The 1,006-nt window shown below is 43.2% G+C and carries 1 protein-coding gene; it reads right to left on the bottom strand.

Features of this window, described 5'->3' with window-relative positions:
- The coding region (locus ACIQZG_RS24545) for an ATP-binding protein (protein WP_402758768.1) at positions 1-1,006 on the bottom strand (1,006 nt) is incomplete at both ends.

Here is a 1,006-nt window from a genome sequence, read left to right as displayed (position 1 = left end):
CCAGTATCCGGCATAAAGCCATTCGCAGGGTCTTCTGTTGTCACACGCGCCTGAATCGCAAAGCCAAATAGCGGAATATCGTCCTGCTGTGGCATATGAATTTCTTCGCCGTGTAAAGGATAGCCAGCCGCGACTTTAATTTGTGCGTGCACAATATCAATACCTGTAATCATCTCTGTAATCGTATGCTCGACTTGAATACGAGGGTTCACTTCGATGAAATAAAAATCATCACCCGCGACTAAAAATTCCACTGTCCCTGCATTTATGTACGAGACATTTTTCATCAGTTTCACCGCTGCATCACAAATTCGATTTCTTAAATCTTCCGAAATTGAATTGGATGGGGCTATTTCTACTACTTTTTGATGGCGACGTTGGATGGAACAATCGCGCTCATATAAATGCACGATATTGCCTTCCTTGTCCCCTATTATTTGAACTTCAATATGTTTTGGATTTAATATACATTTTTCTACATACACTTCGTCAGAACCAAACGCAGCTTTCGCCTCTGATTTGGCACGATCATAGGCAGATTGAATTTCTTCTTTTGTTTGCACAACACGCATCCCGCGACCACCGCCACCTAAAGCAGCTTTAATCATCAGTGGGAATCCATATCGATCACCAAAAGCTAGCACTTCCTCTACCGAAGAAACGGGACCATCTGTCCCTGGAATAACGGGAATATCCGCATTCACAGCTTGTTCACGGGCCTTCACTTTGTCACCAAACATATCGAGATGCTGGGACGTTGGGCCGATAAACGTAATCCCTTCCTCTTCACAACGGCGTGCAAAATCAACATTTTCAGATAAAAAACCATATCCAGGATGAATCGCATCAACATGAGCATCTTTTGCAATCGCGATGATACCCTCGATGTCTAAATACGCATCAATCGGTTTCTTACCAGCACCTACTAAATAGGCTTCATCCGCTTTAAATCGATGGAAAGCAGCACTGTCTTCACGGGAATAAATAGCGACAGTGTTAATCTTCA

This window comes from Lysinibacillus sp. NPDC096418, from assembly GCF_044762775.1.
In the GTDB taxonomy this organism is placed as follows: domain Bacteria; phylum Bacillota; class Bacilli; order Bacillales_A; family Planococcaceae; genus Lysinibacillus.
The sequence above is the reverse complement of the archived record's forward strand: the minus strand, read 5'-3'. Positions and strand labels throughout refer to the sequence as shown.